The organism is Achromobacter sp. 2789STDY5608615 (genome assembly GCF_001298995.1).
GTDB classification, from domain to species: domain Bacteria; phylum Pseudomonadota; class Gammaproteobacteria; order Burkholderiales; family Burkholderiaceae_B; genus Achromobacter; species Achromobacter insuavis.
The window spans coordinates 42533-52002 of the sequence record NZ_CYTY01000035.1 but is presented as its reverse complement, the minus strand read 5'-3'; the positions used below and the strand labels follow the sequence as shown (position 1 = coordinate 52002).

At 68.4% G+C, this 9470-nt stretch carries 9 protein-coding genes; 7 read left to right on the top strand and 2 right to left on the bottom strand.

The window, feature by feature from the left end; genetic code table 11:
* Positions 1-272: DUF1641 domain-containing protein (locus tag AOZ49_RS33085; RefSeq protein WP_197286773.1), on the top strand; the 272-nt coding region annotated here is incomplete at its 5' end.
* A 109-nt stretch (positions 273-381) separates the two neighbouring features.
* Here the strand turns inward: AOZ49_RS33085 and clpB are convergent.
* The gene (gene clpB / locus AOZ49_RS24515) at positions 382-2988 is read right to left on the bottom strand and encodes an ATP-dependent chaperone ClpB (protein ID WP_054478283.1); all 2607 of its coding nucleotides are present in this window, start codon (positions 2986-2988) and stop codon (positions 382-384) included.
* Positions 2989-3141: 153 nt separating this feature from the next.
* On the opposite strand from clpB, the gene AOZ49_RS24510 reads away from it, so the two are divergent.
* From AOZ49_RS24510 to AOZ49_RS24495, 4 genes are all read left to right on the top strand, one after another.
* A complete protein-coding gene (locus AOZ49_RS24510; RefSeq protein WP_231690436.1) occupies positions 3142-3537 on the top strand; it encodes a gamma-glutamylcyclotransferase family protein in 396 nt (131 codons plus the stop codon).
* A 242-nt stretch (positions 3538-3779) separates the two neighbouring features.
* Positions 3780-4427 carry a helix-turn-helix domain-containing protein gene (locus AOZ49_RS24505; protein ID WP_369815865.1) on the top strand — a complete coding sequence of 216 codons (648 nt, stop codon included), beginning with the start codon at positions 3780-3782 and terminating at the stop codon, positions 4425-4427.
* A 14-nt stretch (positions 4428-4441) separates the two neighbouring features.
* Positions 4442-5644, top strand: a complete 1203-nt coding sequence (locus AOZ49_RS24500; RefSeq protein WP_231690435.1) for a hypothetical protein — start codon at positions 4442-4444, stop codon at positions 5642-5644.
* Positions 5645-5847: 203 nt separating this feature from the next.
* Positions 5848-7149, top strand: a complete 1302-nt coding sequence (locus tag AOZ49_RS24495; RefSeq protein WP_054478281.1) for an MFS transporter — start codon at positions 5848-5850, stop codon at positions 7147-7149.
* A gap of 16 nt (positions 7150-7165) precedes the next feature.
* Here the strand turns inward: AOZ49_RS24495 and AOZ49_RS24490 are convergent, their stop codons facing one another.
* On the bottom strand, positions 7166-7507 hold the full coding sequence (locus AOZ49_RS24490; RefSeq protein WP_054430229.1) for a carboxymuconolactone decarboxylase family protein: 342 nt from the start codon (positions 7505-7507) through the stop codon (positions 7166-7168).
* A 265-nt stretch (positions 7508-7772) separates the two neighbouring features.
* Here AOZ49_RS24490 and AOZ49_RS24485 point away from each other — a divergent pair, with 265 nt between their 5' ends.
* On the top strand, positions 7773-8303 hold the full coding sequence (locus AOZ49_RS24485) for a sigma-70 family RNA polymerase sigma factor (RefSeq protein ID WP_054478314.1): 531 nt from the start codon (positions 7773-7775) through the stop codon (positions 8301-8303).
* Entirely contained in the window at positions 8300-9295 is a 996-nt protein-coding gene (locus AOZ49_RS24480; RefSeq protein WP_054478278.1) for a FecR domain-containing protein, read from the top strand. Before AOZ49_RS24485 ends, AOZ49_RS24480 begins: the two co-directional genes overlap by 4 nt.
* Positions 9296-9470 lie beyond the last annotated feature (175 nt).

Below are 9470 nucleotides of genomic sequence, written 5' to 3'. Positions count from 1 at the left end.
CGTCCGACCTGGTCGACCTGCTCGATGCGCCCATGGTGGAAAAACTGGGCACGCTGTCGGAACAGGCCACGGGCGTGGCCTGGACCCTCTCCAATGCCTGGCGCGTGGCCCAGGCGCAGGGGTTGCAAGAGGCGCGCCCGCCGGGCCTGGGCGGCTTGTTCCAGCTGTCGCGCGACGAGGACACCCGGCGCGGCCTGGCGCTGGTGTTGCGGACGCTGCAAGGCCTGGGCCGGCAATTGGGCAACCAGCGGCAGGATTACGCCACCCCGTGAAACCGTTGGCCGGCGCCGCATCCGCGGCGCCGACGCCCAAGACAAAGCCCCGCAAGCAATTGCCTGCGGGGCTTCTTTTGTGCGCCCGAAAAGGGCGATGTGACCAGGTTTACTGCAACGTGCGCGTGAACACGAACTTGCCGTCGCGCCAATCCACTGGCACCACATCGCGCGGACCGAACTGGCCTTCCAGGATCAGCCGGGCGACCGGGTTCTCGATCTGCTGCTGGATGGTGCGCTTGAGCGGACGCGCCCCGAACACCGGATCGAAACCGTCGCGGGCCAGTTCGGCCAGCGCGGGCTCGGTCACTTCCAGCCGCATCTCCTGCTTTTCCAGGCGCTCGGCCAGGCGGCGCAGCTGGATGCGGGCGATGGACTCGATGTGCTGCGCTTCCAGTCCGTGGAACACCACCACTTCGTCGATGCGGTTCAGGAACTCGGGCCGCAGCGTCTGCTTGAGCTCGCCCCAGACCACTTCCTTGACCACGTCGTACGGCTGGCCGGCCAGCGTCTGGATGTGCTGCGAACCCAGGTTCGACGTCATCACGATGACGGTGTTGCGGAAGTCCACCGTGCGGCCCTGGCCGTCGGTCAGACGGCCGTCGTCCAGCACCTGCAGCAGCACGTTGAAGACGTCCGGATGGGCCTTCTCGACTTCATCGAGCAGCACCACGCTGTACGGCTTGCGGCGCACGGCCTCGGTCAGGTAGCCGCCCTCTTCGTAGCCCACGTATCCGGGCGGCGCGCCGATCAGCCGCGCCACCGAGTGCTTCTCCATGAATTCGCTCATGTCGATGCGGATCATGTGCTCTTCGGAGTCGAACAGGAACTCGGCCAGCGCGCGCGTCAGCTCGGTCTTGCCCACGCCGGTGGGGCCCAGGAACAGGAACGACCCATAGGGACGCGACGGATCCGCCAGGCCGGCGCGCGAACGGCGGATGGCATCGGACACCAGGCGCACGGCCTCGTCCTGGCCGACCACGCGCTTGTGCAGGTATTCCTCCATGTGCAGCAGCTTCTCGCGTTCGCCCTGCATCATCTTGGACACCGGGATGCCGGTGGCGCGCGACACGACCTCGGCGATTTCCTCGGCGCCGACACGGGTGCGCAGCAGGCGCGGCCGGCCTTCGCCGCCCTCGGCTTCCTCGGCCGCCTGGGCCGCGCCGACTTCGGCCGCCTTCAGGCGCGCCTCCAGGTCGGGCAGCTTGCCGTACTGCAGCTCGGCCAGTTTGTCGAACTGGCCCTTGCGCTGCAGCTCGGCCATTTCGGCGCGCACGCTGTCGATCTCTTCCTTGATGGCCTGGGTGCCCTGCACCGCGGCCTTCTCGGCCTTCCAGATTTCCTCGAAGTCGTTGTACTCGCGTTGCAGCTTCTCGAGCTCGTCCTCGATCACGCCCAGGCGGCGCTTGGAGGCGTCGTCGGTTTCCTTCTTGACGGCCTCGCGCTCGATCTTGAGCTGGATGATGCGGCGGTCGAGCTTGTCCATCACTTCCGGCTTGGAGTCGATTTCCATGCGGATGCGGGCGCCGGCCTCGTCGATCAGGTCGATGGCCTTGTCGGGCAGGAAGCGGTCGGTGATGTAGCGGTGCGAGAGTTCGGCCGCGGCCACGATGGCCGGGTCGGTGATCTCGACGCCGTGGTGGATTTCATAGCGTTCCTGCAGGCCGCGCAGGATGGCGATGGTGGACTCGACATCGGGTTCGTCGACCAGCACCTTCTGGAAGCGGCGTTCGAGCGCGGCGTCCTTTTCGATGTACTTGCGATATTCGTCCAGCGTGGTGGCGCCGATGCAGTGCAGCTCGCCGCGCGCCAGCGCCGGCTTGAGCATGTTGCCGGCGTCCATCGCGCCCTCGGCCTTGCCGGCGCCGACCATGGTGTGCAGCTCGTCGATGAAGACGATGTTGCTGCCGTCGTCCTGCGACAGTTCCTTGAGCACGGCCTTCAGGCGCTCTTCGAATTCGCCGCGGAACTTGGCGCCGGCCAGCAGCGCGGCCAGGTCGAGCGACAGCACGCGCTTGCCGCGCAGGGTCTCGGGCACTTCGTCGTTGACGATGCGCTGCGCCAGGCCTTCGACGATGGCGGTCTTGCCCACGCCGGGTTCGCCGATCAGGACCGGATTGTTCTTGGTGCGGCGCTGCAGGATCTGGATGGTGCGGCGGATTTCGTCGTCGCGGCCGATGACCGGGTCGAGCTTGCCCTGGCGGGCGCGCTCGGTCAGGTCCATGGTGTACTTGGACAATGCCTCGCGGTTGGATTCGCCTTCGGCGCCGGATACGTTCTCGCCGCCGCGCACGGCGTCGATGGCGGCCTCGAGGGCTTTTTTCTGCAGGCCCGCTTCGCGCAGGATGCGGCCGGCCTCGCCCTTGTCGTCGGCCAGGGCCAGCAGGAACAGCTCACTGGCGATGTAGGTGTCGCCGCGGCGCGCGGCTTCCTTGTCGGTGCGGGTCAGCACGCCCTGCAGGTCGCGGCCGACCTGGACGTTGTCATCGCCCTGCACCTGGGGCAGCGCCTTGAGCGCGGCGTCAAGAGCCGGCTGCAGCCGGTTGACGGCCACGCCGGCGCGCGCCAGCAGGCTACCGGCGCCGCTGTCGGCGTCGGACAGCAGCGCCGACAGCACGTGGACGGGCTCGATGTAGGGGTGATCGTTGCGGGCGGCCAGACTCTGAGCGTCGGCCAGGGCTTGCTGGAACTTGGTGGTCAGTTTGTCGAATCGCATAATGGTCGTTTGTGGCTTGTTGGTGAGCCTGACCGATACGCGCCGGCGGGCTCGATGACCTGAATATGCGGCCGGATGCGAGAATTTCAATACCTCGTCGGCCGCAGGGATTTGGGTCTGTTAACACATCCGCGTACAGCAACAATCTGCCCTATGAGCATATACGTTTTTGTCTACGGCACGCTACGCGCCGGCGAAATCAATGACCTGGCGCAGGCCGCCGCGCGCCGCGGCCTGCCGCCGGCGCGCCACGTCGGCCCGGCCACGGTGCCCGGCATGCTGGTGGATTTCGGCGACTGGCCCGGATTGCTCCCGGTGGCCGACGACCGGCGGGTGCTGGGCGACATCTACGAGGTCGACCCGGCCCTGGTCGCCCTCATGGATGAGATCGAGGAATACGCCCCCCCGACCGCCCCGGCTGCTTCGTGCGCCGGCCGGTGCTGGCCCGGCCGCTGGCGCCCGATGCCGCTCCGGTGGCCTGCGAGTATTACCCCATCGACCCGGCGTGGCGCGGGACCGCGACGGACATCGACGGCGATGACTGGGTGACCTACCGCCAGGCCCGCCCGGGCCGGATGCCGCCGTAGAAATGCGCTGCAAAACGCCCCGTAAGACACCCGTAGTAACAACGGACTACAATGGGTACCTGTCTTCACGCTTTAAGCCCGTCCAGGCTACCCGCCGGGTCCGGGCACTATAAAGGTCATCGTATGCAAAAACGGGTTCCCGTTGCCCCTGATGCCGCCCACTGTTCCACGTGTATGTTGGGCCACGTGTGTGTCCCGGTCGGGATGGCAGCCGCCGAAGTAGAAAAGCTGGACGAACTGGTGAAAGAGCGCGTGCGCCTCGAAAAGGGCAAGACGCTGTATTCGCTGGATCACCCCCCTGGACGCCGTCTACGGCGTGCGCTTCGGCAGCCTGAAACGCAGCTCGAAGACGCCACCGGCCAGATCCAGATCACCGGATTCCACCTGCCCGGCGAGATCGTCGGCATGGACGGCATGCTGGACGGCAAGCACGTCTCGGCCGCCGTGGCCCTGGAAGACTCCGAAGTCTGCGTGATCCGCCTGAACGAAGTCGACCGCGTGGCCACCCACCTGCCCTCGCTGCAGCAGCAGTTCCGCCGCCTGATGAGCCGCGAGATCACGCGCTCGCACCAGATGCTGGCGTCGCTGGGCTCGATGCGCTCCGAACAGCGCCTGGCCGCGTTCCTGCTCAACCTGTCGCAACGCTATGCGTCGCTGGGCTACTCGTCGACCGAATTCGTGCTGCGCATGAGCCGCGAGGAAATCGGCAACTATCTCGGCCTGACGCTGGAAACGGTCAGCCGGCTGTTCTCGCGCTTCGCGCGCGACGGCCTGATCCGCATCAACCAGCGCGAAGTCCGTATCCTGGACCAGCCCGCGCTCAAGCAACTGCTGGGCCACGAGGGCTGCTGACGCCCGCCCGCGCCATGCGCCGCACCGCCGCACCCGGCGCCGCACAGCCGTACCCGGCGCCGCGCCTGTTGCGCTCGCGCCGGGCCTGGAGCGCGGCGGCGCTGGCCCTGGCGGCCCTGCTGCCCCTGGCGGCGCGCGCGCAGACGCCGCTGCCCGATCCCTACGATTACGACGAACCCGTGCCCGCGCCCAAGCGGGTGGTGGTGCCGCGCTGGCAGACGCTCGAACTGGGCAAGCCCGGCCACCGCTACAAGGTACCGGTCTATGCTAACCGGAACCTGGCGCGCGGCGACCTGCGCGATATCAAGCAAATCGTGATCGTGTTCCACGGCGTCAAGCGCAACGCCGACGCCTATTACGAGACCGCCGCCACGGTGCTGGCCGCCAATCCGGCGCGGGCCAACGACACCCTGATCCTGGCGCCGCGCTTCGTCGGCGTGATCGATTCGGGCTTCGCCGGCATGGCGGCCTGGCGCAAATCCAGCTGGGAAGATGGCGACGACAGCGTGCAGGCCAACGGCCGGCCGGCGCCGGTCAGCGCGTTCCAGGTCATCGACGACCTGCTGCGCAGCCTGGACGACCGCAAGCGCCTGCCGACCCTGGCCGGCATCGTGCTGGCCGGCCATTCCGGCGGCGGCCAGCTGGTGCAGCGCTACGCCGTGCTGAACCAGATCGACGGCCCGCTGCGGCGCGACGGCATCGCCGTGCGCTACGTGATCGCCAATCCCTCCTCCTATCTGTACCTGACCCGCGAGCGCCCGCGCCCCGACGGCAAGGGCTACGCGCCCTACGAGCGCGGCATCTGCCCGACCTACAACCAGTACAAGTACGGCACCGACAAGCTGCCCCCGTTCGCGCAGGAAACCGACGACACGCGCCTGTTCATCCGCTACGCGGCGCGCGACGTCACCTACCTGCTGGGCGGCGCCGACAACAATCCCGAGCACCGTCTGCTGGACAAGACCTGCGGCGCCGAGGCCCAGGGCGCCACCCGGCTGGCGCGCGGCACCGCCTACCTGCAATACGAACGCATCGTCGCCGCGCGCGGCAACCGGCCGGTGACGCTGCACCGCGCCGGCTTCGAAGTGACCGGCGTCGGCCACGAGTACAAGGGCATGTTCGGCTCGGTCTGCGGCGCGCGCGCGTTGCTCGGCGACGATGCGCAGGCGCCCGCCGGCGCGGCCGCCTGCACGGTGATCGAACCGCCGCACAAGTAGGCGCGCCCCAACCGCAACGCGACCGCGCAACCCGCCAGGAAATCCGCGCGGCCACACGCACAGCGCGAGGGGCTGCAAGCCGCATACCTGCGTCGCGGCGATTATTGACACCAAGCTGAACGGAATTCCCGGACAAGCGCAGGGGTGCATTTTTGCGCCGGCAGGCGCAAGATAGGCGGGTACCGTCTCCGTGGAAGACAGATATGAGCCAAGCGTATCTCGACATGCCCGACGCCAAGCGCCGCATCAAGGCGATCTTCGTCGGCTCCATGGGCAACCTGGTCGAATGGTATGACTTCTACGCCTATACCGCCTTCGCCCTGTACTTCGCCCCCGCCTTCTTCCCCTCGCACGACCCCGTCGTGCAGCAGCTGAACGCCGCCACGCTGTTCGCCGCCGGCTTCATCGTGCGGCCGCTGGGCGGCTGGCTGTTCGGCCACCTGGCCGACCGCCACGGGCGACGATTGTCGCTGATGGTCTCGGTGGGCATGATGTGCGTGGGCTCGCTGATCATCGCGGTCACGCCCACCTACGCGTCCATCGGGCTGGCGGCGCCGGCGCTGCTAGCGCTGGCGCGGGTCATCGAGGGCCTGAGCCTGGGCGGCGAATACGGCGCCAGCGCCACCTATCTCACCGAGATCGCCGACCCGGAACACCGCGGCTTCTATTCCAGCTTCCAGTACGTCACGCTGATCGGCGGCCAGCTCTGCGCCATCCTGGTGCTGCTGTTGCTGCAGAACGTGTTCCTGACGCACGAGCAGCTGGTGGAATGGGGCTGGCGCATTCCGTTCGTGATCGGCGCCATGCTGGCCATCATCACCGCCGTCATGCGCCGCGACATGCCCGAGACCGACTCCTACAAGCAAGCCAGCCAGAGCAAGCCCCGGACCAGTTCGCTGCGCGGCCTGCTGCGCTACCCGCGCGAAGTTGCGATCGTGGTCGGCCTGACGGCCGGCGGCACGGCGGCGTTCTACACCTTCACCACCTACATGCAGACCTTCGTGCGGCAGACCGCCGGGTTCTCGGACATCGTCACCACCTACGTGATCGCCGCGTCGCTGATCTTCGCGCTGATCCTGCAGCCGCTGTACGGCGCGCTGTCCGACAGGATCGGGCGCAAGCCGCTGCTGGTGTTCTTCGGCATCGCGGGCGCGCTGCTCACCGTGCCGCTGCTGATGACGCTGTCGCAGACCCGCTCGCCATTCATCGCCTTCCTGCTGATCTGCGCGGCCTGGATCTTCACGGCCGGCTACACCTCGATCAACGCGGTGGTGAAGGCCGAACTGTTCCCCACCAACATCCGCGCCACCGGCGTGGCGGTGCCGTACGCCATCACCGTGTCGATCTTCGGCGGCACGGCGCCCGCCATCGCGCTGTGGTTCAAGCAGCAGGGCCACGAGCAGTGGTTCTACTACTACCTGGCGGGCGTCATCTTCATCTCGCTGCTGGTGTACGCGACCATGCGCGACACCAAACACCAGTCGGCCATGCACCGGCACGATTGAGGCCGGTGCATCCGCCTCAGCCCGGCTGGTGCGCGCTGACGGCGTCCAGCACGCGGGCCGAGTACACCATGGCCGCGCCGGCGTTCAACGCCACCGCCACGCCCAGCGCCTCGCCGATTTCCTCGCGGGTGGCGCCGTGCTTGAGCGCCTGCGCCGAGTGCACCGTGATGCAGCCGTCGCAACGCGTGGTCACGGCCACCGCCAGCGCGATCAGCTCGCGCGTCTTGGCGTCCAGATGCGCGGTCTTGGCGCCGGCCGCCGACAGCGCCTGGTAGCCCTTGAGCGTATCGGGCGTCAACGCGCCCAGCTCGCCGATGCGGCCCATCAGTTCCTTTTGGTAGTTCACCCAATCCAGCATGTCCTGCTCCTGAAAACCGGCGTGGCCCGATGCCTGACGCCATGGAGGCAGTATGCGCGGCATGGTGATATCAAATGAATCATGAAGTCGCCCTGTCATGCTCATTCGTCTCAATTCGGTGACATGGGGCGCCGCACCGGCCGGCGCCGCCGGCCCGCCCGATGCGGGCCCGCAACACCCGGATTGCTCTATTAGTAAAAATAATTACAATTCTCGTTTCCTGACAATTCCCCTGGCCGCCGCGGCGGCCGCAGCATTGCCCATCGTGAGCCAGCCGGAGTCCGCCTCCACCCCCACCATCGAGACCCTGTACACCAGCCACCATGCCTGGCTGCAGGGATGGCTGCGCCGGCGGCTGGGCAATGCCTGCGATGCCGCCGACCTGGCGCATGACGCCTTCATGCGGCTGCTGGCGCGGCCGCGGCGCTTCGACACCGCGCCACAGGCGCGCGTCTACCTGCGCACCATGGCCAACGGCCTGTGCATCGACCTGTGGCGCCGCCGCGAAATCGAGCAGGCCTGGCTGGAAACCCTGGCCGCGCAGCCCGAACCCGTGGCGCCGTCGGCGGAACAGCAGGCCATGGTGATGCAGGCCCTGCACGAGATCGACGACATGCTGCGCAGCCTGCCGCCCAAGGCCGCCACGGCCTTCGTGCTGGCCGTGGCCTGCGACATGACCGACCAGGAAGTGGCCGACGAGCTACAGGTGTCCAGCCGCATGGTCCGCAAATACGTGGCGCAGGCGATGCTGCACTGCCTGCGCCTGGAAGCCCGGCTGGCGGCCGGCGGCGCATGACCTCGCCCTCGCCCCTGGCCGCGCCCGGCCTGTACGGCGCGATCGACGATTCGCTGGAACAGGCGGCCGAATGGTATGCGCTGCTGCGCTCCGGCCAGGCCGCCGCGGACGACCACGGCCGCTGGCAGGCCTGGCTGGATGCCGATGCCCGCCACCGCGAAGCCTGGTCGTACGTCGAACGCATCAGCCAGCGCTTCGATCCGATCCAGCGCAGCCCGGTGCGGCGTCCGGCCACCGAGGCCTACCGCCTGGCCCGGGCGCGCCTGACCCGGCGCCGCGTTGTGCTCGGCCTGGCCGGCGGCGGCGCGCTGGCCTGGATCACCGTGCGCCACAGTCCGGTGCCGGACCTGGCGCTGGCCTGGATGGCCGACCACCGCACCGGCACGGGCGAAATCCGCGAACTGGCGCTGTCCGACGGCACCCGCGTCTGGCTCAATACCGCCAGCGCCTTCGACGACGACTATGACGCGCAGGTGCGCCGCCTGGTGCTGCGCTCGGGGGAAGTGCTGATCCAGACCGCGCCCGATCCCGCCCGCCCGTTCCTGGTGTCGACGCCGTATGGCCAGCTGCGGGCGCTGGGCACGCGCTTCACCGTGCGCATCGACGGCGCCGACGCCCTGCTGGCGGTGTATGAGGGGGCGGTGGAGATCCGCACCGCCGACGGCGGGCTGACCCAGGTGGTGTCGGCGGGCCGGCAGGCGCGCTATTCACGCACCGCCATCGACGCCGGCGCGCCGGCCGATCCGGCCCGCGAGGCCTGGTCGCGGGGCATCCTGATCGCGCAGGACATTCCCTTGTCCGAGGTGCTGCGCGAGCTGGCCCGTTACCAGAGCGGCCATCTGGGCGCCAGCGCCGATGTCGCCGGCATCCGGGTGCTGGGCAGCTACCCGCTGACCGAGCCCGACCGCGCGCTGGCGATGCTGGCCGCCGCCCTGCCCATCCGGATCCGCCGCAGCCTTCCCTGGTGGACCTCGGTGGAGGCCCGGCCCTAGGGCCGGCGGCCCCCGCAAGGCGCCCGTCACAGACCGCGGCGTTTTTTTTCAAAAAGTGGTTCCGGCTTTTGTCCTCTCGTTCGATCAAGCAGAGGTAAGCGACCCACGGCGTCCCGCCCAGGGTCGCCCGGCCTTCATCCGATCGAGAGAAATATCCTCATGTCCCGCAAGTCTC